This window comes from Singulisphaera rosea, assembly GCF_054877945.1.
Genome location: NZ_JBTYIP020000031.1, coordinates 90,667 through 113,301, shown reverse-complemented (window position 1 = coordinate 113,301; position 22,635 = coordinate 90,667). Strand labels below are relative to the sequence as shown.

At 66.7% G+C, this 22,635-nt stretch carries 21 protein-coding genes; 9 read left to right on the top strand and 12 right to left on the bottom strand.

The window, feature by feature from the left end; all coding sequences use genetic code 11:
* Positions 1 to 309: 309 nt before the first annotated feature.
* The 10 genes from ACYOEI_RS34115 to ACYOEI_RS34070 all read right to left on the bottom strand — a co-directional run bounded on the left by ACYOEI_RS34115 (position 310) and on the right by ACYOEI_RS34070 (position 12,227).
* Positions 310 to 543, bottom strand: coding sequence for a prepilin-type N-terminal cleavage/methylation domain-containing protein (locus tag ACYOEI_RS34115; RefSeq protein ID WP_462854619.1), 234 nt, complete (start codon positions 541 to 543; stop codon positions 310 to 312).
* 425 nt (positions 544 to 968) lie between these two features.
* Positions 969 to 2,888: a hypothetical protein gene (locus ACYOEI_RS34110; RefSeq protein WP_462854616.1), complete on the bottom strand. Its 1,920-nt coding sequence runs from the start codon at positions 2,886 to 2,888 to the stop codon at positions 969 to 971.
* Positions 2,889 to 3,516: 628 nt separating this feature from the next.
* The gene (locus ACYOEI_RS34105) at positions 3,517 to 4,683 is read right to left on the bottom strand and encodes an Mrp/NBP35 family ATP-binding protein (RefSeq protein WP_462854614.1); all 1,167 of its coding nucleotides are present in this window, start codon (positions 4,681 to 4,683) and stop codon (positions 3,517 to 3,519) included.
* Between the two features lie 114 nt (positions 4,684 to 4,797).
* On the bottom strand, positions 4,798 to 5,292 hold the full coding sequence (locus tag ACYOEI_RS34100; protein WP_462854613.1) for a hypothetical protein: 495 nt from the start codon (positions 5,290 to 5,292) through the stop codon (positions 4,798 to 4,800).
* Between the two features lie 171 nt (positions 5,293 to 5,463).
* The gene (locus tag ACYOEI_RS34095) at positions 5,464 to 7,374 is read right to left on the bottom strand and encodes a hybrid sensor histidine kinase/response regulator (protein WP_462854612.1); all 1,911 of its coding nucleotides are present in this window, start codon (positions 7,372 to 7,374) and stop codon (positions 5,464 to 5,466) included.
* A 1-nt stretch (position 7,375) separates the two neighbouring features.
* Entirely contained in the window at positions 7,376 to 9,538 is a 2,163-nt protein-coding gene (locus ACYOEI_RS34090; protein ID WP_462854611.1) for an ATP-binding response regulator, read from the bottom strand.
* Positions 9,535 to 10,575 (bottom strand): SpoIIE family protein phosphatase, encoded by a 1,041-nt coding sequence (locus ACYOEI_RS34085; protein WP_462854610.1) that lies wholly within the window; start codon positions 10,573 to 10,575, stop codon positions 9,535 to 9,537. The genes ACYOEI_RS34090 and ACYOEI_RS34085 overlap by 4 nt, the downstream gene beginning before the upstream one ends.
* The gene (locus ACYOEI_RS34080) at positions 10,566 to 10,970 is read right to left on the bottom strand and encodes an anti-sigma regulatory factor (RefSeq protein WP_462854608.1); all 405 of its coding nucleotides are present in this window, start codon (positions 10,968 to 10,970) and stop codon (positions 10,566 to 10,568) included. The genes ACYOEI_RS34085 and ACYOEI_RS34080 overlap by 10 nt, the downstream gene beginning before the upstream one ends.
* Entirely contained in the window at positions 10,951 to 11,346 is a 396-nt protein-coding gene (locus ACYOEI_RS34075) for an STAS domain-containing protein (RefSeq protein ID WP_462854607.1), read from the bottom strand. Before ACYOEI_RS34075 ends, ACYOEI_RS34080 begins: the two co-directional genes overlap by 20 nt.
* 11 nt (positions 11,347 to 11,357) lie before the next feature.
* A complete protein-coding gene (locus ACYOEI_RS34070; protein ID WP_462854605.1) occupies positions 11,358 to 12,227 on the bottom strand; it encodes an STAS domain-containing protein in 870 nt (289 codons plus the stop codon).
* A gap of 749 nt (positions 12,228 to 12,976) precedes the next feature.
* On the opposite strand from ACYOEI_RS34070, the gene ACYOEI_RS34065 reads away from it, so the two are divergent.
* The 5 genes from ACYOEI_RS34065 to yidD all read left to right on the top strand — a co-directional run bounded on the left by ACYOEI_RS34065 (position 12,977) and on the right by yidD (position 15,267).
* Positions 12,977 to 13,972, top strand: a complete 996-nt coding sequence (locus ACYOEI_RS34065) for a DnaJ C-terminal domain-containing protein (RefSeq protein ID WP_462854603.1) — start codon at positions 12,977 to 12,979, stop codon at positions 13,970 to 13,972.
* A gap of 87 nt (positions 13,973 to 14,059) precedes the next feature.
* Positions 14,060 to 14,371, top strand: a complete 312-nt coding sequence (locus tag ACYOEI_RS34060) for a chaperone modulator CbpM (protein ID WP_462854602.1) — start codon at positions 14,060 to 14,062, stop codon at positions 14,369 to 14,371.
* Positions 14,364 to 14,642: a hypothetical protein gene (locus ACYOEI_RS34055; protein ID WP_462854600.1), complete on the top strand. Its 279-nt coding sequence runs from the start codon at positions 14,364 to 14,366 to the stop codon at positions 14,640 to 14,642. The genes ACYOEI_RS34060 and ACYOEI_RS34055 overlap by 8 nt, the downstream gene beginning before the upstream one ends.
* Positions 14,639 to 15,016 (top strand): ribonuclease P protein component, encoded by a 378-nt coding sequence (rnpA, locus tag ACYOEI_RS34050; protein WP_462854599.1) that lies wholly within the window; start codon positions 14,639 to 14,641, stop codon positions 15,014 to 15,016. The genes ACYOEI_RS34055 and rnpA overlap by 4 nt, the downstream gene beginning before the upstream one ends.
* On the top strand, positions 15,013 to 15,267 hold the full coding sequence (yidD, locus tag ACYOEI_RS34045) for a membrane protein insertion efficiency factor YidD (protein WP_462854597.1): 255 nt from the start codon (positions 15,013 to 15,015) through the stop codon (positions 15,265 to 15,267). The genes rnpA and yidD overlap by 4 nt, the downstream gene beginning before the upstream one ends.
* Positions 15,268 to 15,324: 57 nt before the next feature.
* Here yidD and ACYOEI_RS34040 read toward each other — a convergent pair whose 3' ends face one another.
* Positions 15,325 to 15,909: a peroxiredoxin family protein gene (locus ACYOEI_RS34040; protein ID WP_462854595.1), complete on the bottom strand. Its 585-nt coding sequence runs from the start codon at positions 15,907 to 15,909 to the stop codon at positions 15,325 to 15,327.
* Positions 15,910 to 16,252: 343 nt separating this feature from the next.
* Positions 16,253 to 17,089: a spondin domain-containing protein gene (locus ACYOEI_RS34035; RefSeq protein WP_462854593.1), complete on the bottom strand. Its 837-nt coding sequence runs from the start codon at positions 17,087 to 17,089 to the stop codon at positions 16,253 to 16,255.
* A 782-nt stretch (positions 17,090 to 17,871) separates the two neighbouring features.
* Between ACYOEI_RS34035 and ACYOEI_RS34030 the strand changes: the two genes are divergently transcribed.
* The 4 genes from ACYOEI_RS34030 to ACYOEI_RS34015 all read left to right on the top strand — a co-directional run bounded on the left by ACYOEI_RS34030 (position 17,872) and on the right by ACYOEI_RS34015 (position 22,429).
* Positions 17,872 to 18,510, top strand: a complete 639-nt coding sequence (locus tag ACYOEI_RS34030; RefSeq protein ID WP_462854591.1) for a sigma-70 family RNA polymerase sigma factor — start codon at positions 17,872 to 17,874, stop codon at positions 18,508 to 18,510.
* Positions 18,511 to 18,513: 3 nt separating this feature from the next.
* Complete coding sequence (locus ACYOEI_RS34025) at positions 18,514 to 18,870, top strand: hypothetical protein (RefSeq protein ID WP_462854590.1); 357 nt, start codon at positions 18,514 to 18,516, stop codon at positions 18,868 to 18,870.
* A 219-nt stretch (positions 18,871 to 19,089) separates the two neighbouring features.
* On the top strand, positions 19,090 to 20,781 hold the full coding sequence (locus tag ACYOEI_RS34020) for a hypothetical protein (protein WP_462854588.1): 1,692 nt from the start codon (positions 19,090 to 19,092) through the stop codon (positions 20,779 to 20,781).
* 82 nt (positions 20,782 to 20,863) lie between these two features.
* Positions 20,864 to 22,429, top strand: a complete 1,566-nt coding sequence (locus tag ACYOEI_RS34015; RefSeq protein ID WP_462854587.1) for a hypothetical protein — start codon at positions 20,864 to 20,866, stop codon at positions 22,427 to 22,429.
* The last annotated feature ends 206 nt before the right edge of the window (positions 22,430 to 22,635 follow it).

The window sequence follows — 22,635 nt, the reverse complement described above, 5'->3', positions numbered from 1 at the left end:
CAAGACGTGACACCCGTGGGTGTCATCCTGGGTTGGCGGTGAATCGAGGGAGTTGGGATGGTGTGGGCCGAGGCGGATCGGCGGAGTCGAAGCGGAGGGCGCAGAGGGGTTCCGAGGATGGGTTGACCGCGACTGGAAACGGGGCTAGAACAAATCAACGAACCTTGGCCGCGATGCCACCAAGGCCGCTACCAAGCGGCGTCTATTCGTGGGCGCAATTGGCCAAAAAGGCTCGTTTGTTCAGGCAGATTTTAGGACCGTCGCCGCCAAAAAGTCGCACCGTCAGACGGTGCAACCTGCAACGTCGCATTAGGTTCGGTCGCGACATATGGTCACATCAAGGCCGGAAACGCGCGTGTTGCTCTTGAAATCCGCCAAGGCTTGGCCGAGCGCAGTGATTTCGGCCGAGACGCTGGCTTCGCGTGCGGTCCTCACGGCTCCGTTGATGGCCGGGAGAAGGAGGGCCAGGAGCAGAGCCAGGATCACGATCACGACGAGCAATTCGACTAGTGTGAACGCTCGTCTCCTCGTCGGGCGCCGCATGGCGGAGTTCCTCCACAGTCGTTGGATTCTTCGCCCGATCCGATGCGGGTCGGCGAGGAAGTCTCTTGTTTCTTGCTAAACCGATTGTAAGTGACGGACGGCCAGGATTGCAAAAGGCCGCCTTGAGAATGGCGACCGTCGTGCAGGCACGGAAGACCTCGAGGTGAGTCCAGCGATCTTAGGACCTTCCTCCACGGAGACCTCGTCCTTCGCGAGCCGCAAGCGAACGAATGGAGGTCGAGATGGAGAAGGGTTTTTGCCCGCTTGAATACGCCCACCGTATCATCTCGTGACATGGGCGGCAAGAATCGGATCCATCTTGCAGATCCTGTGGTCCCGGTCCCGTAAGGTCGGCACACCCTTAACATTGGCGGAAGGAACGCCAGGAAGGCGACGGCCGCCCTACGGGACTTGTGGGTGGCGGGTCATCGCGGCAGGGTTGTGGATGCCGTCTCGATCTTGCCTACGAGCGTCTCGACGGCGGATCGGAGCGAGGCAGCCTCGGCGTCGCGGCCCTTGGCGGCGTAGAGGTAGCCGAGCTTCAGGGTGTCCTGCAGTCGGCTCGAGTGGTCGGCTTCCAGTTGGGCCACGGCCGCGTCGAGGCCGCCACTCCGACGCAGGGTCGTCGCATAACGCTCGCCGACCCACCAGTCGCGGGACCAGGCGTCGGTGGCGACGGACTGTTGCCGGTGGCACGTCCGGCAATCCTTCTCCTGGAGTGCTTTGACTCCCTGGTCGAGCACGAGGCTGTATTGCTCGGCGGCCGCACGATCGTCGCCCAGGGCCTCGAGGGCTCGGCCCCAGGCTCGGTAGACACGCTGGGCGTCGCACGTACCCTGGGGCACCAAAACGTGGACTTGCCTCAGGAGCGCCGCCGCGGCCTCGCCTTCGGCACGCGCCTCGGCGTCGAAGCCCAGATCTTTGAGAAGGCTCGCCAACCGCGCACGGACCTGGGCCGGCTCTTCATTCCAGACCATGCCACCCGGATTCCAGCCCATGACATCGGGCGTGGGCGTCGTCTTCACCTTCTCGCTCGTGCAGACGGCGGACCTTAGGTCGGTCACGAAGTCGGCCATGAGGAGCCGACGGCAGGTCTGCTTGACCTGTTCGTCTCGGCTCGATTTCAGGACGCGGCGAAGGATCGGCTCGACGTAGCGGCCCTGGGTTCTGAGGGCGTTGAAGGCCGCGAGACGTCGCGCCGGGTCGGTCGAGGCGAGGTCGCGCACGGCGCCCTCGGCGAGTTGCTCGCGCTCGGGTGTGAGGAGTTCGAGGCGGCCGACCATCACCCGCACGAGGTCCTTCGGCTTCGGCGTGATCGTCAAGGGGATGAAGGCGTCGGTCCAGCGCCGCGGGAGGACGAAGAGGGAACGCACGCCTTCGGTCTTGAAGTAGCTCGACTTCCAGGTCTCGACCATCGCCCGCGCCTCCTTGGCGTACAGGCCGCTCTCGACGAGGCGGCCGGCGAGGTCATCGGCGAGCTTGGCCGCGAATTGGTCGAGCGGCAGGGCGCCGTCCATCGAGGGGATGACCCCGGCGGCCGTCTCGCCGGGCTCGAGGGCGGGCCGATAGGCATAGGCCGCCTTGCCCCCTTCGACGCGGAGGACGAAGACGTGACGGATACCCTCGGCCTCGCTGCGGTCGGCCGAGAGGGTCCCGCCCGATTCCGAAGCCATCCGGACGGGCAAGGTCGCAGTCCCCAGGCCTCGGTAGAAGAGGTAACGCTCGGTCTCGAGGCCCTTGGATCCTCCGGTTTGGACATAAGCCGCGTCGACGTCCCTGGCGAAGTTCCAGAGCGCGTCGGCCGAGGTCTCGGGCAAAGTCGGCGCGGGATCCGCCCCCGAGGCGGGGATCAGTCCGGCGCTCCAGACGATCCGGCCGTCCCGCAGGAACGACTCCGACGTCGTCCGACTCGAGAACGTCGGCCCGACGAACGCCGCCTGGGGATACCACTGGGTCCAGAGGCCCCGAGGGAACTTGACCTCGACGCGGACGTGTCGCTTCGTGGGCGTGTAGAAGTAGATGACGGGGGTCTCCCCTTTGAGGAAGACCGACCGTTGGTGGAGTTGGTCACGGCTCCGGGCGTGGACGAACCCGGGGAGCGCGTGCTCCTCGTGATACATCCCGTCGAGCGAGGCTCCGTCCGAGCCGCTCATCGACAGGAACGTCCCCCACTCGTGCACCGTCAGGTCCTCGGCCACCTTCACCGGCGGCTCGGGCGCGACCGCCCGAGGCTGGGAAACCCCGTTCTTCTGGTTCGATGGCGGCTCGGGAGTCCTGGCCAGCCCCACGGTCATCCCCACGCCGATCGCGACGATCGAGACCAGCCCTGCGGTCATCCGACGCATCGTCATGCCTCCCTTGAGATCGCCCCCGCTCGCAACCGGGCGAGGATGGTCTTCGACTACGACATGGCCCACTCGGGCCGGTCGATCGATGGTCGATCCAAGGGAAAAGGGCGGATTGCCGGGCCGGACGGAGCGCACTCCTCGAGGTGCGTTGAGAAAGGTGAGAGCAGCCCGACGGACGTGTACATCCAAAGGTTGCCATCAGCCGACCAGAATCGTGGTCTTGAGAAGCCGCGGTTGGAACAAGCGGGGTCGCGTAGCGACAAGAGGCCGGCAGCCAGTCGCCGAGTTCGGAAGTGGAGAGGGCAGACACGGAACTCAAGCCGGTCCGTGCCGGTTTGGTCGATCCAGAGATGGCGTCGGTGTCGAAGTCGGTGAGGTCGTGCGAGGGAACAACCTCATTGCGATTCAGGCGAGTGGGTATCTGATCTCGGGAGTTTTGCGCGACACGCCCCTTGTCGCTTCGCGACCCCGGTTGTCCCAACCGGAGCCACCCGGAACATCATTTCACATCGGCATTAACAAAACAAAAATCAGCATCCCGAAATGGGCTGGGAATGGTGAACAGGCCGCGGGTCGGAGATCTATGCCTCCGACCCACAGCCCGATTCGGGATTGAGATTTCGGCTCAGTTCAGGATTTCGAGCTTGGGCATCTTGGGTGTCTTGATGTTCTGGATGCTGATCTGCGCGGCGAGTTGTTCGACGACGCCGAGGAGGTAGGGGCGGGAGGCGGAGCCGGGGGCGAGGGCGTCCTTGAGCTTGCCTTCGTCGCCGCGTTCGCGGACGTTGACGTTGAGGGGGACTTCGCCGAGGAACGGGACGCCGAGCTGCTCGGCCTTGCGCCTGGCGCCGCCGCGGCCGAAGAGGTAGGCACGCTCGTCGCCGGGGGCTTCGAACAGGCCGGCCCCTGAGAGCAAGGAGCGGACCCGGTCGCCGCCGCGTTCCTGGAGATAGGCCTGGACGTCGAAGAAGCTCATGTTCTCGACCATCCCGAGGATCGGGACCTTGAGCTGGCGGAACATCGAGACGGCCCGGACGGCGTCGATGAGCGCAACCTCCTGGGGAGTGCAGACGACGACCGCCCCGGTCAGGGGGAGGCTCTGCGCCAGGGTCAGCGGGATGTCGCCGGTGCCGGGGGGGAGGTCGATCACGAGGTAGTCGAGGTTGCCCCACTCGACCTGGTGGAGGAACTGCTGCATGATCCCGTGGAGCATCGGCCCGCGCATGACCACGGCGCGTTCGGGCTCGAGGAGGAAGCCCATCGACATCAGGCGAAGGCCGGCGACCTCGATCGGCTGGATCCGCTCGCCCCGGGCCATCGGCCGCCCCGAGGCGCCGACGAGGTGGGGGATCGACGGGCCGTAGACGTCGGCGTCCATCAGGCCGACCGTCGAGCCGTAAGCCTGGAGGCCGAAGGCGATCGAGGCGGCGATCGTCGACTTGCCCACGCCCCCCTTGCCCGAGCCGACGGCGATGACGTTCTTGACCCCGGGGATATCCCCGGTTTCGGAAATCCCCTTGCCGCGGACCTCGGCCCCCATCGTGACGGCGAACGTCCAGTCGCTCCCGAGTCTGGCGGCGAGCGCCTCGCGGACGTCGCCCTCGATCTTCGCCTTCATCGGGCAGGCGGGGGTCGTCAGCTTGACCGTCAGCGCGACGTTGCCGTCGCCGATCCGGATGTCCTTGATCATGCCGAGGTCGACGAGGTCGCGGTGGAGGTCGGGGTCCTTGACGCCCTTCAAGGCGTCGAGCACGTCTTGCTCGGTCAGGCTGGAGCTCTTCTTGCCGAACATCGCGGAAGTTCCTCGGGCGAGCGTGTCTTCGCGTTCGCGTGGGGGTCAAGGGGAGGGGGCCGCCCGTCCGACCGATCGAAGGCGGCCCATTGATGGTGGTCGATCGTCCGCCCGTCAGGGTCGCGGGGTTCGGCCAGGTCCGGGCCGGTCGGCGACGAGGTGGGGGGCCAGCCAGTTCCAGGGCTCGGACTCGGGCTCGGGCTTCCGGGCGATCGACCAGCCGTCGGCCTCGGCCCGTCGCAGGGCCAGCGGGATCCATCGGGCGACCAACCGCGCGACGGCCGGGGGGGTGGCGACTCCGGAGAGCACCAGCGTGGCGCCAAGCTCCCGGGCCAGGGGGGCCACCCCTTCGTGGTCGCCCGGGTCGAGCACCAATGCCAGCGCCCGGGGCGAAGCCCGCATGGCACGGTCGAGGTCTTCGAGCCCCGCCCGAGGTCGGCGCGCCAGGTCGAACACCACGATCGGGAACGCCGTCCCCGCCAGGGCCCCTTCCAGGTCCGCCGTCGACCGCGACTCGACCACCCGGATCGGCCACGCCGAGAGCCTGGGCCGCAACTGCCGGGCCCAGTTCCCCAACCGCTCGTGAATGATCAGCGGCTGGCTCGTCAAGGGAAAGCCGACGCCCCCAAGGTCCGTAGGAAAAAGGCCGCGCCACACGTCCGGGCAACCTCAAACGATTTTAGCATCCCCGTCCATCGTCGGCGAGTGCCGGCACCGGCGGTGGCCCTGTCGCCGCCCTGACGATGATCGAAGAAGGGCGAGCCCAGCCCGAGACGGGTCTCAATCGTGCCGGTTCGCCCGAGGGTCGTCGAGGACGCGCTTCAGCAGGTCGAGGTCCACGGGCTTGACCAGGTGGAGGTCGAACCCGGCCTCGCGGGACCGACGTTGGTCTTCCTCCTGGCCGTAGCCGGTCAGGGCGACGAGCACCGGCTCTTCGTCTCCGGACTGCGGACGGGCCCGCAAGGCCTCGGCAACCTGGAAGCCGTCCATTCCCGGGAGCCCGATGTCGAGGAGGATCACATCGAAGGCGCTCGCGCACGCCTCCTCGATCGCCGAGGGGCCATCGTGGCGGACGGTGGTCTGATGACCCCAAAGCCGCAGGACCCGAGAGAGGCTGAGCGCCGAGTCTCTGTGGTCGTCGACCACGAGCACGTGCCTCGAGCAGGGCGGCGAGGCGGGGGCTGACATGGACGGAGGAGCGATCGTCAAGGGCTCGGCGGGCAGGGGGAGCCGCACGATGAACTCGCTGCCTTTTCCTAGCCCTTCGCTCCGGACCGAGACGCGCCCGCCGTGCATCTCGACGAGGCTGCGCACCAGGGTCAGGCCGATCCCAAGGCCCCCTTGCGCGCGGTCGAGGGAGAGGTCGGCCTGGGAGAAGAGGTCGAAGACTCGGGCGAGCATCTCGGGGGTGAGGCCGACGCCGGTGTCCCGGACGCGGAGCACGACCTCACCCTCCTCGAGGCTGACCGTCAGGGTGATCCGCCCCCCCCGCTCGGTGTACTTGGCGGCGTTGTTGAGGAGATTGGAGACGACCTGCTCGAGCCGGGTCGGGTCGCCGATCAGGTGGATCGGCTCGTTGGGGAGCGAGACCTCGAGGTGGTGGCCCCCCGACTCGATGACCGGCCGGGCGGTCTCGACGGCGTGGGAAACGACCGCGGCGATCTCGACCGGCCCGCTGCGGAGCTGGATCTTGCCCTTGGTGAACCGGGCGACGTCGAGGAGGTCGTCGAGGAGCCGGGACATGTGCCGAACCTGTCGGCCGGCGATGTCGAGCGCCTGCCCGATCGGCGGCGTGTCGCTCCCCTCGAGGCGGATCTCCTCCAGGGAATTCATGATCGGCGCCAGGGGGTTGCGCAGCTCGTGGGCGAGCATCGCGAGGAACTCATCCTTGCGACGATCCGCGACCGCGAGCTCGTCGGCACGGAGCCGGAGCTCCTGTTCAAGCCTCCGGCGGTCGGTGATGTCGGAGACGATGCAGAGCGCCCCGCTGACGACGCTATCCCCGCCCCGGACCGGGTCGACGGCGACGTGGAGCCAGCGGTCCCCGCGCAACAGCTCGACGACCTCGCGGGCGTGGGACCCGAGCATCCTCGCGAACGGAGAGCCTTCGCGGTCGGAGACGATCTCGAAGAGGTCGTGAAAGGTCCTCCCGACGACCTCGTTCCAGGAGACGCCGAGCATCCGCTCCATCGCCTGGTTGATCTGGAGGACGCTCTCGCGACGGTCGAGCAGGAGCACTCCGTCGCTGACGGCGTCGAACGTGACCTGCCACTGCTTGGCCGTGAGCTGAGCGGCCTCCTCGGCCCTCCGGGCGCGGAGCAGGGCGTTCACGGTGGCGATCAGCTCGAGCGGCTCGAGGACGTCGGTCAGGTAGCCGTCCGCCCCCCCTTCGAGTCCGTGGACCTTGTCCTCGATCTCCACGAACGTGGTCGAGAGGTGGAGCACGGGGATCGTGGCGGTCGCGGGGTCCGCCTTGATCCGACGGCATACCTCGAAACCGCTGATGTCCGGAAGCTTGACGTCGAGGATGATCAGGTCGGGCTTCTCGGCCGCGCGCACCAGCGCCTCGGCGCCCGTAGCCACCTCGCGGACCTGGAACTTGGCCCGCTTGAGGATCTTCGCCACGGAGTAACGCTTCCCTTCGTCGTCGTCCACGAGAAGGATGGTGGTGATTGGCAATGACTCGTGCATATCACAACTCCGCCCCCGGCAAGGCCGGGCTCAGGCCGGCCTTCACCAGGGCTTCGCGGACCCTTGCGAACCTTTCTTCTTGCGTGCCAGCTCCTTTGGAGAGGATCGCCGCCGAGTCCGCGTGGAGCCGGCCGAGTTCGCCGTCCTCGAGAGTCTTCGACGAGTTGATGATGACGGGGATATCCTTGGTAACCGGGTCGGACTTTAGCCGCTCCAGGACCTCGAAACCGGTCATGTCGGGCATGACGAGGTCGAGGAAGATCACGCCGGGATGGGCCTCGCGCGCGAGATCCAGGCCCTGACGGCCGTCGGATGCTTCGATGATGTCAAACCGTCCTTGACGGGACAAGAGTTCCCTGAGCACGTATCGTTGTCCCTCCTCGTCGTCGACAATCAGGACTGTCTCGACGGGGCCGCGGCCCTCGAGCGTCTCGAGCTTCTCGAGGAGCCAGGCGGGGTCGATGGGCTTGAGGCAGAATTCGTCGGCCCCGAGGGCCAAGGCTCGCTCCTCTCCATCGACCGATGTGAGCACGAGCACCGGGATATCCTTCAACGCGTCCGAGCACTTCATCTCGGTGAGCAGCGTCCAGCCGCTCTCGGCCTCGAGGATAATGTCCAGGACGACGGCCACCGGCCTGAACTTCCTCAGCATAAGGCGGGCCTGGTCGAGGGTCCGGGCGGGGAGGACCTGAAAGCCCGAGCCCTCCAGGCCTTTCTCGTAGAGCAAGAGGTCCATGGGATCGTCCTCGACCACTAGCACCGGGGAGCGTGCCGGGTCGAGCGACTCGGGACCTTCGGGCGAAGGCTCGCCTTCCTGGTCGGGGCGGAAGTGGCGTGGGAGGAGGACGAAGAACGTCGAGCCGACGCCGGGCTCGCTCCGGAGGGAGACCGTCCCCCCGAGCAGCTCGGCGAGCTTGCGGGAGAGGGGGAGGCCGAGGCCCGTTCCCTTGATGCGACCCTGGATCGGCCCCTCGACCTGCCCGAACTCCTCGAAGACCCGGGCCCGGTCCTCCGGGGCGATCCCGATCCCGGTGTCGGTCACGGAGAAGATGACCGTGTCGCCGGCCCCGGTGGTCGCAGAGACGCGGATCTCCCCCCGCTCGGTGTATTTCACCGCGTTGGAGAGGAAGTTCCGGAGGATCTGGGTCAATTTCGCCTCGTCGGTGCGGAGCGTCGAGAAGCCGACGGGGTCTTCGAAAATGAGCGTGATCGGCCTCTGGGCGAGCAACGGTCGGGTCGTCCCGCGGAGGACGTCGAAGAGCGTGGCGACCTCGAACGACTCGGGCCGGACGACGGCCTTTCCGGCCTCGACCTTCGCCAGGTCGAGCAGGTCGTTGACCAGCCCCGCGAGGCTCTCGGCCGCCTTGCGGATGAAGTAGACCTGCTTCTCCTGCTCGGCCGTCAGCTCGCCGTCGACCCGATCGATGAGGAACCCGCTGAGGCTGAGGATCGTGTTGAGCGGCGAGCGGAACTCGTGGCTCATGTTCGAGAGGAAGCGGGACTTCAGGTCCGAGATCCGCTTCAGAGCCTTCGCGTTGTCATCGAGCTCGGTATAGAGGGCCACCACGCCACGATTCGTCTCCTCGAGCTCACGGGTGTGGAGGTGGGCGATTTCCGCCTGGCTTTCGCGGAGCTCCTGCAAGGTCCGGAGGAGCTCCTGATTTTGCTGCTGGAGTTCCTCGAGGAGTCCCCGGGGCGCCTGCTTCGCGAGCTCGTCGGAGATCCGGGACAATTCCTTCGCAGTAAGCGGGGCCATCCGCTTTGGCAGCCGCTTCATCATCGAGACCACGGCCCCGCCCGACATCGACGAGCTCTGGATGTCGAACTGGTCCATCAACCGCTTCGTGACGAGGGCGGCCTGGCCGGACCCCGGCGACGATCCGTACGCCCCGCCCGGGAGCATTTCGAGCCCCTTGACCCCGGGACCCCGCTCGCGGACGCGGATCAAGAGGCCGGCAGGCGGCCCGGATTCGACCTGGAACTCAACTTTCCCCCCGCCCGCAAACTCGAAGGCGTTGCGGACGGTCTCCGAGACCGCGGTGGCGATTCGAGTCTGGTCGAGGGCGGGAAAGCCAAGAAGTCCCGCGATCTGGCGTGCCCGCTGTCGAGCGAGGACGATGTCCGGCTCCAGGCGGACTTCCAGGGTGAGGAGCGGCAAGCTCATGGGGCGTCCGTCCTCTCTCGGGCCACGAGGACCGTGACGTCGTCCCGACCGCGCCGAACGTCCCGGAAGAGGGTCCCCGCGATCAGGCTCGGGTGTCGGGCGACAAGGCCGGGGTAACGATCCAGGCCCCAGTGCGACCCCAGGCCGTCGGAGTGCATGATCAGCACGGAATGCGCGGCCCAGGGGTAGACGAACTCCTGGATCTTGCGAACCGTGTGCCCGACGATCCCGTTCTGGGAAAGCATGTGGGATCCCCGTCCAAGTCCCCCGTCGAGGACGACGCTGGCGATGTTGCCGATGCCGGCGTAGCGGACCTCGCCGCGTCCCCGGTCGACGCGGGCGATCGCCATGGCGGCCCCGCGCGTGCCCCGGAGCGAGGTATGGGCGACGCCAAGGAAGGCGGCCGGGCCGAGGCGGGCATGCTCCTTGAAGGCCTGCACGGCCTCGAGCGACGCCTCGGCGGCCTGGGGGCCGTGCCCCAGGCCGTCGACCACGAGCCATTGGCTGACCTCGGGCTCCTCGGCGACGGCCCAGGAATCGCCGCAGACTTCCTCCCCGGGCATCGGGACGCTGACGACGCCCGATTCCATCACCGAAGAGGGCGAGGTCCCGGCTGGCGAGCCCGGCCAGAGCCGGGCCATCAGGGCCGTGCCGACCCCGGGCCGCGAGTCGATCTCGAAGGCCGAAGCAACGCGGGCGAGGGCGCCCAGGCCCGTCCCCGAGGAGCCGGCCGTCGAGTACCCGTCGGCCTGGCAACGCCCGACGTCGGCCATCCCCGGGCCCCGATCGAGGCCCAGGACCTCGAAGCCGCAGGCCCCCTCCCGCTCGAGGCCCTGCAAGATCAGCATCCCCTCGCGAGCATGCTTGACCAGGTTCGACGCGACCTCGGTCGTGACGAGTGCGGCCTTGCCGCGCCACGTCTCGTCGAAGCCGAGCCTCCCGGCCAACGTCATCGCGGCACGCCTCGCCTCGCCGACCTGCGAGGGGTCATCGAAGGACAGGACGACGGGCTGGCCGACGATCGGAGTCACTTCCACCTCGTAATCGTCACGCGGGTGCCCTCGCCGACACGGGAGTCGATCGAGAACTCGTTGACGAGGCGCCTCGAGCCGCTCAGCCCCATCCCCATCCCCTTGCCCGACGTGTAGCCGTCGGTGAGCGCCAGGTCGATATCTGCAATTCCCGGGCCCTGGTCCTCGAAGCTGAGCCGAAGTCCCTTGCGGGGGCTCTCCTCAAGGATCTCCATCCGCACGATACCCCCCTTGCCGTAGTCGACCGTGTTCCTCGCCAGCTCGCTCGCGGCGGTGATCATCTTGGTCTGGTCGACCAGGCTGAAGCCCAATTCCGTGGTCCATTTCCGCACCGCCTGGCGCACGAGCACGACGTCGCTGGAGGCCCGGATCTCGAGGGTGTCACTCTTCGACACGCCCATCGTCGCCCTCCTGCACCCGCCGTCGCATCGCGGCCCGGAGGAGGTCCATCCCCTTCTCGACGTCCAGCGCCGTGCGCACGCCCGACAGGGTCAGGCCGAGCTCGACCAGGGTGATCGCGACCGCCGGCTGCATGCCCACGACGACCGTCTCGGCGTCGAGGATCCGGGACATGGCGGCGATGTTGCTGATCATCCGCCCGATGAACGAGTCGACCATGTCGAGCGTCGAGATGTCGATCAGCACGCCGCGGGCGCCCGTCTCGGAGATCCGGTTCGTCAGGTCGTCTTGGAGGGTCATCGCGAGCCGATCGTGCATGTCCACCTGAATGCTCACGATCAGGAATTCGCCCATCCGCAGGATCGGGATGCGTTCCAAGGGAGATCCTTTCAGTTCCGGGCCGTCGCTCGGACGATCGTGCGCCCCGTCCGGTCGAGGGCGATCGAGAACGCATCGGCCAGCGTAGCCTTCGTGATGACCCCCCCGAGCTCGACCCCCAGGTGGACGATCGTCTGGGCGATCTGCGGGCGGATGCCGCTGATGATGCACTCGGCCCCCATCAGGCGGGCGGCGGTCACGGTCTTGAGCAAGTGCTGAGCGGTGAGGGTGTCGACCGTCGGCACGCCCGTGATGTCGATGATCGCGATCCCCGAGCCGGTCTCCACGATCTTCTGCAAGAGGCTCTCCATCACGACCTGGGTGCGGGCGCTATCGAGCGTCCCGATCATCGGTAGGGCGAGGATCCCCTCCCAAAGCTTGACGACCGGCGTCGACAGCTCGAGCATCTCCTGCTGCTGTCGGACGATGACCTCCTCGCGCGCCTTTTGATAGACCTCGGTCGTGTAGAGTCCGAGCCTGTCGAAGAGGCCCGAGACGATCAGGATCGCGTCCAGCAAGCCCTGGCTGTCCTTGGCCAATTCCTCCCGGAGTTTGGAGAGGAGGGGGGGCTTGAACGAAAAGACGAACGACGCCGTCTCCGAGGGGCTGTAGCCCTGGAGCCCCCTCGACCGCGAGAGGGCCGCGAGCATCTCCCGGACGCCCGACCACTGCGGGCCCTGGATGTCCTCGAAATTCCCCTGCTGCACGGCCGTCCGCAAGAGGCCGAGGAACTCCTTGCACTGGTCCCGAAGCTCGGCATCCTGGAGCGAGCCCAACCGGCGGACGTTCGCGTTCTTCTGTTCCCGGATCCACTCGCCGAGGAGGTCCGGCTCGTGCTTCGTGAGGATCTCCGCGAGGCCGTTCTTGACGTTGACGCTCATGTCGATCGATTCCTAGTGATGGCGGGCGCCGTCATCGATTGAAGTCGGGGCAGCTCGTTCTCGTCATGTTTTCAAAAGCCGAGTTCGCGGGAAGGGGGAGGGATCGTGACATCCCGGTGCCGAGGCCCATCATCGTCTCGTCTCATCCTCGGAGTCTAGCCCCACGCCATCCCCAATCTCCGGCCGGGGCGATTCGATCCCCACTGACACAGGAAGTCCAGGCCGCGAGCCTCGAGGCCGACACCGCGACACCTCCCCAGGCGTCAAGTCGCGACGACCTTGAGTCTACTCCGGCCGACGAACCAGCCCCGCCTCGATCTTCACAAATGGGCCGCAATGCCCTGTCGGTCGGCCGCCCCATCGAGGCCGATGGAACCCAGCTTTTCCCCGTGTCGGCCGGCAAGACCTCGAGTCAAGGCCGCGACCGATGACAACTCCCTTTAGAGGTAAAATATTATAACGGAATCAAGGAGGAGGCACTAGATGTTGCCTCAAAGCGACCTCGCTCGGCCTCCCCAGCGGCCGATCATGGCCAGGGAGCGTCGAACCCCGGTATCCCGGCGATCGCCCCTAGAGATCTCAACCACATTCCCGTTCCATGAGCTTAACCGTCCGAAGTCGGTACCGGCCTCGCTTGAAAGACATCGAGGTCTAGGTAGAATAACGCTAACCAAGGGAATGCCCGGGATGTTGCCGACCGCGTCCATCCTGTCGAGTTGAGTGCGAGCACGAGAGGCCCGTCGACGCCCATGCCCGACCGCGACTATTACGAAGTGCTTGGGGTGGCCCGCGACGCTTCGGCCGACGCGATCAAGAAGGCCTATCGGGCCCTGGCGAGGAAGCACCACCCGGATGTCAACCCGGGGGACAAGACGGCAGAAGCGAAGTTCAAGGAAGCCCAGCAAGCCTACGACATCCTCTCCGAGCCCGAGAAACGGTCGCTCTACGACCGCTTCGGCCACGCCGCCTTCGAAGGAGGCGCGGCGGCCGGTCCCCGCGCCGGGGCCTCGGAGTGGGCGGCCCGCCAGGCGGGACCCGGTGGCTACGAGAACTTCGACTTCAGCGAGTTCTTCGGGTCCGGCGGAGGGGCGGGCGTTTCGGAAGGGGTCGGCGGCGGTGGGCTCTTCGAAGACCTGATCGGTCGGATGCGAGGGGGCGGTCCCGGTCCCCGAGCACGCCAGCGCCCCGCCGGGCCGAGGCCCGGCCAGAACGTCGAGGCCGAGCTCTCCATCCCCTTCCTCACCGCCATCCGGGGCGGTGAGACCAAGATCGACGTCGAACGCGAGGACGACCGTCGCGAGACCCTGGTGGTCAAGATCCCACCGGGCATCGAGTCCGGGGCCAAGCTCCGGCTCCGAGGCCAGGGCGAGCCGGGAGAGAAGGGGGGCCCGCGCGGGGACCTGACCATCCTCGTCGAGGTCGAGCCGCATCCCTACTTCACCAGGGACGGCCGGAACCTGTCCGTCGAGACGCCGATCAGCGTCTCCGAGGCGATCCTGGGGGCCAAGGTCGAGGTCCCCACGCTCGACGGGTTGAAGTCGCTGACGATCCCCCCCGGCAGCTCGAGCGGCCAGAAGCTCAGGCTCAAAGGGCAGGGGGTCCCCGCCTCCGGCGGGAAGCCCGAAGGCGATCTGTTCCTGGTCCTCAAGGTCGTCGTGCCCAAGTCCATCGACGACGAGAGCCGGGAACTGATCACTCAGTTTGCCGAACGCAACCCGCTCAACCCCCGCGCGGGGATCTGGTAACACCCCTGGGGTGGTGCCTTCCTGACGAGATGGGACGAATCGAGTCGAGTGCAATCGAGTCGAGGCAATCGGGGCGTTTGACCGCCGATGACAGAACCGATCATCCCCCGCGACCAGGTCGCCGAGAACCTGAGGATTTCCACCCGGGTCCTCGTACGCTACGAAACCCACGGCCTGATCCGGTCCGTCCAGGAGGGGTCCGTGGAAGGCTATCGGCCCGCCGAGGTCCGGAGGATCTGGACCATCCTCTGCTTCCAGCGCGACCTGGGGATCAACCTGGCCGGCGTCGAGGCCATCCTGAAACTCCGCGACCACCTCTCGCAGGTTCACCAGCAACTCGACGGGCTCGCACGGGAGCTCCGCGAGGCGCTGGAGGCCGAAGCCGAGCACGATGCCTGAACCTCGCAAGAGCAAGCTGAGTCAGATCCTCAAAGAGCATCCGGACGAGCGGCCGAGGATCGCCCGCGCCGTCGCGAGCTTGGTCGGCATCGGCCTCGTTTCCCTGACAACCCTGGGCCTGCTCGTGATCTGGCACGTGCATCGCCGGGCGAGGTTGATCCGCGAGCGTCTCAACCCGCCCCGGATCGTGCGCCTCCCCGACCTCGGCCCCGAGCCCGACTCCGGGACCGACTCGACCGAATTCGTTTCTCGAGGCCCCGAATCTTCATGACGTCTCCCGCGACCTTCCGCCCCCACGAACGGATCAACGACCCCAAGGACTTCCGTCGTGCCTTCGACCGGAAGCGCTCGGCGTCCGATCCGTCGATCATCGTCTACGGGGCCGAGAACGGTCGCGACTACGCCAGGCTGGGCATCTCGGTCGGCCGCAAGAAGATCCGATCCGCCGCGGCGCGGAACCGGGTCAAGCGTCTCCTCCGCGAGGCATTCCGCCTGAACAAGGCCGAGCTCCCCGCGGGCGTCGACCTGATCGTCGTCCCCCGGGGCCCGAACCTCACCTTCGCCGAGGCCAACCACGCCCTCCCCAGCCTGGCCCAGGCCGTCGCCCGCCGGCTCGGCATCCGCGCGGCGAAGGCCTCGACGTGAGCCCGGCGTCCTTGTGGGCCTGGCCCTCCCGGGCCCTCATCGGCCTCCTGATCCTGGCGATCCGGATCTACCAGGTGACCCTCAGCCCGCTCCTCGCCCTCTTCGGCCCCGTCTGCCGGTTCGAGCCCAGTTGCAGCCGATACATGATCGGCGCCTTACAAAAATACGGCCTGATCCGAGGCACTACCAAGGGCGTCGCCCGAGTCCTCCGCTGCCACCCCTGGCACCCGGGGGGCTATGACCCCCCTTGAACCCGGCACTCGCGGCCCCCGCCGAGTCGGAGCCGCGGAGGAACCCCGGGCCATCGGTCATCTCGTCAGTGCTTCGATGACCTCGCTCGCTTTCGAACGACCACCGTGGGACCGGCTGATCTTCGCGAAGCGAACCTCCCGATCCGTGCCGATCACGAAGGTCGACGGATAAGCGGTCTCTCGCGGCTCATCCCAGCGCAGCCCGTATCGATCGGTGACCGTGTAGTCGGGATCGATAAGGAGATGAAAATTCTCCGGCATCGTTTTTCCACGGACAAACTCCGAGGCGTGCTGCTTGAGGGCGTCGGACGGGCCGGGGTAGATCAGGACCACGTTCGCCTTCGCCGCCTGGAATTCTCGGGCCCTTCCCAGGAACTCACCGACCTGACCGTTGCAAATCGGGCACTGATACCCCGGGTAACCGCGCAGGACGATCATGACGACGGGCCCCCGAAGGGCCAGCTTCGACAACCGGACCTTTTCTCCCGCGACGGAGCTCAGCTCGAAGTCCGGCGCCGTTTCGCCGACCTTGGGGGCCGGGGCCGCCTCGACGATCCGCCCAGGAATCACCATCGCCACACCGATCGCGGCAGTCAGGCCGAGGATCCCGGCCGCGAACCGCAAAGCATGACGTATTTTCATGTTACCATTTCCTGTTTCGAACATAAAAAAGGAATCGAGTCTTGACCACGACAAAGACTCCCCAACGATTCCTGATCCCGATTCATCCTAAGCGAAGCGCATGCCAACCCGTCGTCGCGAGCCCGACCACCGGCCCTAACGGGCGGCGATCAAAGGATTTAGACATCGACCACGCGGCCCGTCGAGCGGCCGGGTCGCCACGTCGGAACAAGGGCCGTGGCCCACGAGATTTCGCGGGGGGCATCAAACCTCGTGGGCGGAGGAGAATCCGCCGTGGATCTCCCCTTGGAGTCGCCGATCTCGGGGTGGCAAGGGCGATGCGCGGGCCGCCGGGAGGGGGCCTTCATTTCATGGTGGAAGGGGGGGTGATGCCCAGACGGTTTCTTGAGGTCTTATGCAAGAGAGCAACGACCCCGATCCCGAACAAAACGAAGGTCGAGGGTTCGGGGACTCTGGTGATCGTTATGGTGGCGATGAGGTCGTCCGGTGAGATGACGTGCCCGATGTCGTAACCGGCCGGAGTGGCCTTCCCATGGATGCTGTTGAGATAGGCTGTCAAGTCGGTGGGGCCGCCGAACACCGGCGTGATGACGCCGCTGGCCGCCACGTGATCGCTGGCGTTCTCTCCGGCGATGAACGCGGCCCCGAACTGGATGTTGTCGACCTCCGTCCCCGCGTCCCAGGCGTTGTGCCCGAAGACCTGGATCGTGGTAGGTCCGACGAATTGCCCGCTCGCGTCGAACAGTCGAAAGCCCTTCGGATCGGCGTTTCCGAAGAAGAAATCGTTCGAGGGGACGACCATGGCGGCAAAATTGAGATAGGGGTGACTCGCCGGGTCGGCCACGTCGAGGATCGTTGAGGCTGAGGCGCCCGGCGTCAGTGGCGTCGTACCCGCGACTCCCTGAGGCCCCCGGCCGTCGAATGCGGTCGCCAGCTTCGAGGAATCCCCCAATTCGGCGAGCGCCTGGAGGGATGCCGAGGCGGCCACGGAGGGCGTGAACGTCGATGTGCCACCGCTCTGCACACCAAACCAAACGGGCGAGATGGCGAACCCGCCCGAGGGTTGGTCGTTCGTCACCGAAATCCGGATGGAATCGGCGGACGCAGGCGCCTCGATCACGAACGCCATCAGGAAGGCGAAGGTCATCGATCGAATCCCTGCGCGGTTGAGACGATTCATCTTGGCTGACTCCTTTCGGGCAGTTTTGGGCGTCGCCCCGAAGGGGCGTCGACAAGGGCGGCCGATTCCCGGCCATCACCGCGAGATTGGTCGTCCGAACCGTCTCGATCTATCAAAAATCCCGGGGAATTCGCGGTCGTTCCCGCGCGATGCCGGCCTCGTGGGATGCGGGCGACAGGTCCAAGGATGGCCCGGGCCGCTCCCTTCAGAACCCACGATTCGTCGTGGCCGCCACGACGAATCGTGGCGACTCCTTCCCGAGGCCGGGGAGAACGGCCCGCGTTCCGCCGGCCGAGCAAAACGCAAGACACTCGGGCTAGAGGGGTCACGTCGACCGAAAGACCGGCTCGCGAGGCGCGGCACGGCAATCGCGTTGAAGTTGAGAGCGGTTCCCGGATGTATCGCCACCGATGCGGTGCAGGAGTACCCCGCTTACCGGCGGCTCGCGGGGTTCGCAGGGTAGGTGGAGCACTCTTGCCCCGCCGGGATGAGAAGGGAACGGCGAGTCCCCACTTCGCCAAGCCCGTATGCCAGTCAACCGCGAAGCGCTCCAAAGTGCCTTGCCCCTTCGAGCTCGGGCCATGCCCCTCTCCATCTTTCCGAGCGATTCCCAGAAACGCCGGGAGATTTCCCTGTCAGGCCAGCCCGAGGAACGCGACTGATCGTGTAGGGCAAGGGAATCTCTCGACTCGCCCTCGAATAAACCGGCGGGATGAAACGTCAAGCGGTGAAGTGATCTCTAACCGCCGATTCCGATCACGATCGAGGATGATTCACAAGTGATGAAAAGCCGATCGGAACTCGAACCGGAGGCCTGGGTCGAGCGACATGGGGACAGCCTCTATCGGTTCGCGATCCTGCGCGTTCGCGACCCGGAGGCCGCTTCGGACCTCGTGCAGGAGGCCTTCCTCGAGGCGCTCCGGGCCCGCGCCTCGTTCACGGGACGGTCGTCGGTCCGCACATGGCTCATCGCCATACTCAAACATAAAATTGCCGATCGACATCGGGAGCTGGCCCGCGAGCGACGTTCCCGAGCGGGCGATCCCCCGGCGGAGGGCGAGGGGGGGATGTTCGACCGGCGTGGCCGTTGGCGCACGCCTCCGCTGGCCTGGAAGGGCGACCCGCTCCGGGAATACGAGCGTCTGGAATTCTGGGAGGTTCTGGGGACGTGCCTTTCCAACATGCCTCCCCGCCTGGCCGACGTCTTTCTCGGCCTGGAGGTGGAAGGCCTGAGCCGGGAAGCGATCTGTCGCGATGGGGAGATCTCTCCCGAGAACCTCTCGGTTCGGCTCTATCGCGCCCGGCTCCTCCTCAGGCATTGCCTCGAGATTCATTGGTTTCGGGGCCGGACCGCGAAGTCCGAAAGCCCGGCGTCGCATGCCTGGGCCACGCCCGCTCGCCGCGTGACCGAAAGGATCTGAGCCATGGACAATCCCAAGAATCGCGGTCGGAGAGAGCGGGCTATCCATGCCCTCTCCTGGATTTGGGCCTCGTGCGAACAAGTCGCGCGATCCGAGGTGGAATCGCTGGAAGTGCAACGACCGCTTTGGGAAGTCTGGTCGGTCAATGCCCACCAGCTCTATTGCCCGGGATGCAGACGATTCCGCAGACAATCGCGTTCGCTCGCGGCGATCCTGCGTCGACTCCGTGCGCGCGGAGAAGGGAGCGAGAAGCTCGCCCCGTTCTTCCTTCCGACGGACGTCCGCCATCGCATCGAAGCCGCCCTCGAGAGCGAGATTGACCCCGGCGGCTCCGGGCCCTCGAACGCCCCGTCCGCCTGAGGATCGGCCCATCCCGCTTCCGTTGAGCGAAACGTAGCCGGCCCAGGGCTTCGGCCGCTCACCCTGCGCGCCGATCAGAGGCCCCTCGTAATCACGAGGCTGGCCGAAGGGGACGTACACCCCCTCGAAAACCCGACCGCTCGGGCCATAGACGTGCTCGCGCGGACGCGCCGGCGTTTCTATCCACAATTTCTCATTATTTCAAGGAGTTTCGTCGTGATGAAATACGGGCGACGAGGGCGACTCCGCGCCCTCGGCTTGCTGTGCGGCCTGGGGCTTGCTCATCCGGGGTCGCGGGCTGAGACACCCGCCCCCCCCTTGTCACTTCAGTTGACCCAATTGGGACGCCAAGCCCTGTTGGCTCGGAGCGTGGAGGACGCCGAGCGTTTCTTCCGCAAGGCCATCGAGCTCGACCCCGAGGGCCTCGAGGCCCGGCGGGGCCTCGAGGCCCTCGGGGCATCGCGCCTGGCGTTGCTCCGAGCCGAGGAGGAGCTGCCCCACGACTCGCGACGGGGTCATGCCACGATCGAAGAAGCGGACAGGATCCAGAGGGTGATGGGGCAGCAGTTGACGGCCGACATCCGCCAGCGCGAGCAAGCCGCGCGTGACCTCGTCGAGGCCGGCCGGCCCGAGGCGGCCCTGAGCACGCTCCGCCTCGCCCTGTCGCTTGTCCGCTCGACGACCGACTTCACCGACGAGGTCCGCAACTCGCTCGACCGCGAGATCCAGGCCCAGCTCCTCTCGACCGTCCGGGCCGAGGAGCGGATCGTCGCCCAGCAGGCCGAGCGGCTCCGGCTCGAGGCCGCCGCCGAGCAGCACGCCCGCGCCCTCGACCTCCTGGCTCGCGATGACCAGACCGTCTCGACCCTGATGATCCAGTTCGACAGCCTGATGGCCCAGGGGCAGTACAACGTCCTCTACAAAGGCGGCACCGGCGACATCGTCGCGACGACCGCCGCGTTCTACGACGCCCGCCTCCTCGCCCAGAAGGCCCGCGCCCTCGTCCCCAACGATGCGGCCCCCCGCGCAGGCGTGTTCGTCTCCCAGACCACGGGCTTCCTCGCCCAGGAGCGGGCCTACGAGCAGCTCAAGGAGTTCCGCTTCATGCAGTCGTTCCAGGATGTCGACCGCGCCGCGGTCCCGTTCCCGGACACGATCACGATCGAGTATCCCGACGCCGATCTCTGGCGGAAGATCTCGGAAGACCGCATCAAGAAGTACGGCAAGGCCGTCGACCTCCTCGACCGCGACCCGAAGACGAAGGCGATCCTCGAGAAGCTCAACGAGCCCATCTCGATGGCCTTCCCCAACGAGACGCCGCTCGAGGACGTCCTCAAGTACATCAAGTCGGCGACCCAGGGCGCGAACGACTCGGGCATCCCGATCTACGTCGACCCCGTCGGCCTGCAAGAGGCCGAGAAGACGATGACCTCGCCGATCACCCTCGACCTCGAAGGCGTCCCCCTCAAGACGACCCTCAAGCTGATCCTCAAGCAGCTCGGCCTGACCTACACGGTCAAGGACGGCCTGATGACGATCACCTACGAGAACTCCGGGGACGTCCCGAGCGAAATCCGCGTCTACCCGGTCGCCGACCTGGCCATCATCCCCATCTCCCTGATCAGCGGCGGCCGGGGAGGAGGCGGGGGCGGCGGGGCCCTCGGTGGAGGCGGTGGCGGCTTCGGGGGCGGCGGACAGGGTGGAGGGTTGGGAGGCGGTGGCGGCGGTCTTGGCGGTTTCCAGTCCGTGTCTCCGAGACGGCCTGCTCCGCTCCCTCTCCTAACGTTCGATCGCGAGCGGGAGGAGGATCAATACACGCCCGAGGACACTCGCAGCCCTCGAGGGAAAAACCAGGGAGATCCGGATGATTCGGCGTGGGATTCCGTGCGGTCGATAAGCCTGGCTCCTTGAGCCACGGCGACGTTCTTCGGCCCCGCAACCTTTGATGAATGAGAGGTGTCTTGTGCGTCGATGGCTCACGCGAAGGATTGGCATGGTCGGCTTGAGTTTCGTCCTGGCCGCGTTCGTACCGGTAAAGCCGGTGGCGGCTTCTGAACCCGGGAAGGGGGCGGCGAAGCGGTCTCCCGCGGCGGTCGACCTGTTCGATGGCCTCAGCCGGGGAACCCTCGCGGTCGTGGCGGAAGGCTCGGGAGAAGGGCAAATGGTCCTTTCGGTCACGAACCGCTCGCCACGTGCGCTCCGCGTCGTCTTGCCCCCCGGCTTGATCGCCTCGGGAGCGAGCGGCCAGTTCGGCGGTGGTGGGTTTGGAGGACTTGGAGGGGGCGGCTTCGGCGGGGGAGGTGGCATCGGTGGAGGTGGCCTTGGGGGTGGCGGTCAGGGCGGGGGAGGGATTGGAGGCGGAGGGTTTGGCGGGGGCGGGAACGGTAGTTCGGGAGGCGGGGCGGGTACGCTGCCCGCCTCGGCCGGCATGCTCATGCTGGGGCGATTGATCATGGGCCTCGTGGGGGATCGCGACAGTTGGGATTTCCAATCGCTCAACTCGTCCGGTGCGCTCGGGGGCGTGGGCGGTGGCCCTGGGGGCGGTGGCCCTGGGGGGGGTGGGGCCGCTGGCGGATTCGGAGGCGGATTCCGGTCCGTTCCTTCGGCCGGGCCGGCCTTCGCGGTCATCGGGCCGGGACAGACCCGACACCTGCCCACGCCCCTTGTTCGCATCTCCGGCCCTGACTCGAGCTCCGGGCTCGCGATGCCCCGGAAGGGGGAGCCGCTCAAGGTCTCGGACGTCGACACGGCCGAGGGGCTCACCCCTGGATTCCGCCAGCTTATCAAGCAGCTGGCCGGAGCAAAAACCCCGGAGACCGTCGCCCAACTCGTCCTTTGGAATGCAGGTCAGGGCCTCGACTGGTCGAGGTTGGAGGCGCTCGCCGCAACCTGGACCAACCGTCGCGAACTGGCCCTCGCGCAACGGCTCGCCGAACGTCTCGGCTCCCGAGACAGCTCGGGCCAACCGGCGGAAGCGAGTGTTCTTTCCTTCGAAATATCCGCGACCACGCCCGAGGATCAAAGGCTGGCCATGGACCTTCGAAAAATCCTGGAGGGAAAGACGATCCTGGGACTAACGCCCCGCGAAGGCGTGCCCGCCAAGCCGACGGGACCTGCGCTCGCCACACGGGTCCTGATTCGCAAATCCGCGGTCTCGGTGCATGTCCTCGCCTCGGATGAGGCGGGGGTCGCTTGGGTTGACCTCGGTCAAGCCTCGATCCCGCGATTCTCCAGCCCGGAAGCCCCGCGCAGCCCTGCCGAGATCGTGGACGCCTGGGCAGAAAGCATGCTCGCCCGAATCATACATGTGCGATTCGCACGTCACGGGGAAAGCAACCATCACTTTTTCATTCGGATTGAGAATCGGAGCCCGTTTGTGCTGAAGGGGCTCTCGGTGGACGGACCTGGGACCGATTCGGGATCGTCCCCATCGACGCTGGTTGGCATCAGCCTCCCACCGGGGAAAAAGATGACCGTCCCGGCGAGCCCCAAGGCGGTGCAGCGACTTCGGCTCAAGCAAGGCATCCACGCTACCGCAGCAAACTTCGACACGCTCTAACCGGCCGAATCGTCCTCCCCGCCCCGTGAGGGGCGGCCGAGGATGGATCGTCGGCCCCGATCAGGAAGCGAACCCTTCGACCTCCTCAGCAAGAGAGGCCGCCCCCTTTCGGGTCGCAATCCCCCTCTCGAAGACCACTTCACACCGAATGCACAAACCGCCGACTGGAGGCGAGGGAAAAGCCCAGTAGCGCACCAAGGCCACTC

Bases quoted from the DNA above. Each gene is read 5' to 3' on its own strand.
- ACYOEI_RS34065 (WP_462854603.1), top strand. From the start codon at position 12,977: ATGCCCGACCGCGACTATTACGAAGTGCTTGGGGTGGCCCGCGACGCT.
- ACYOEI_RS34095 (WP_462854612.1), bottom strand. From the start codon at position 7,374: ATGCACGAGTCATTGCCAATCACCACCATCCTTCTCGTGGACGACGAC.
- ACYOEI_RS34030 (WP_462854591.1), top strand. From the start codon at position 17,872: ATGAAAAGCCGATCGGAACTCGAACCGGAGGCCTGGGTCGAGCGACAT.
- ACYOEI_RS34055 (WP_462854600.1), top strand. From the start codon at position 14,364: ATGCCTGAACCTCGCAAGAGCAAGCTGAGTCAGATCCTCAAAGAGCAT.
- ACYOEI_RS34035 (WP_462854593.1), bottom strand. From the start codon at position 17,089: ATGAATCGTCTCAACCGCGCAGGGATTCGATCGATGACCTTCGCCTTC.
- rnpA (WP_462854599.1), top strand. From the start codon at position 14,639: ATGACGTCTCCCGCGACCTTCCGCCCCCACGAACGGATCAACGACCCC.
- ACYOEI_RS34020 (WP_462854588.1), top strand. From the start codon at position 19,090: ATGAAATACGGGCGACGAGGGCGACTCCGCGCCCTCGGCTTGCTGTGC.
- ACYOEI_RS34025 (WP_462854590.1), top strand. From the start codon at position 18,514: ATGGACAATCCCAAGAATCGCGGTCGGAGAGAGCGGGCTATCCATGCC.
- ACYOEI_RS34015 (WP_462854587.1), top strand. From the start codon at position 20,864: ATGGTCGGCTTGAGTTTCGTCCTGGCCGCGTTCGTACCGGTAAAGCCG.
- ACYOEI_RS34080 (WP_462854608.1), bottom strand. From the start codon at position 10,970: ATGGGCGTGTCGAAGAGTGACACCCTCGAGATCCGGGCCTCCAGCGAC.
- ACYOEI_RS34040 (WP_462854595.1), bottom strand. From the start codon at position 15,909: ATGAAAATACGTCATGCTTTGCGGTTCGCGGCCGGGATCCTCGGCCTG.
- ACYOEI_RS34090 (WP_462854611.1), bottom strand. From the start codon at position 9,538: ATGAGCTTGCCGCTCCTCACCCTGGAAGTCCGCCTGGAGCCGGACATC.
- ACYOEI_RS34105 (WP_462854614.1), bottom strand. From the start codon at position 4,683: ATGTTCGGCAAGAAGAGCTCCAGCCTGACCGAGCAAGACGTGCTCGAC.
- ACYOEI_RS34070 (WP_462854605.1), bottom strand. From the start codon at position 12,227: ATGAGCGTCAACGTCAAGAACGGCCTCGCGGAGATCCTCACGAAGCAC.
- ACYOEI_RS34060 (WP_462854602.1), top strand. From the start codon at position 14,060: ATGACAGAACCGATCATCCCCCGCGACCAGGTCGCCGAGAACCTGAGG.
- ACYOEI_RS34110 (WP_462854616.1), bottom strand. From the start codon at position 2,888: ATGCGTCGGATGACCGCAGGGCTGGTCTCGATCGTCGCGATCGGCGTG.
- ACYOEI_RS34115 (WP_462854619.1), bottom strand. From the start codon at position 543: ATGCGGCGCCCGACGAGGAGACGAGCGTTCACACTAGTCGAATTGCTC.